At 57.7% G+C, this 286-nt stretch carries 1 pseudogene; it reads right to left on the bottom strand.

The features are described 5' to 3' along the window. Positions 1-53: 53 nt before the first annotated feature. A pseudogene (locus KDM89_RS21905) lies at positions 54-286 on the bottom strand (23S rRNA (uracil(1939)-C(5))-methyltransferase RlmD); the annotation flags it as partial.

The following is a 286-nucleotide window of genomic DNA, read 5'->3' on the forward strand; positions in this document are numbered from 1 at the left end:
GGCGGAAAGACAGCATATCTATCCGCCAAGATCATGTGTTGACCGGCTTATTCTCAGTCTGCCAGGTCAAAAACAGCCATAGACTCCACGTGCGAAGTGTGCGGGAACATGTTGACCACACCGGCATAACTCAGACGATAACCGGCCGCCGTTACCAGAATGCCAGCATCGCGCGCCAGCGTGGACGGGCTGCAGGAGACGTAAACCAGGCGCTTAGGTCGTATTTCCGGCGCACGTTGCGACAAGTCAGCCAGCGCCTGACACAATGCCATCGCGCCATCGCGTG

The organism is Cognatundibacterium luofuense (genome assembly GCF_018139685.1).
GTDB classification, from domain to species: domain Bacteria; phylum Pseudomonadota; class Gammaproteobacteria; order Burkholderiales; family Burkholderiaceae_D; genus Undibacterium; species Undibacterium luofuense.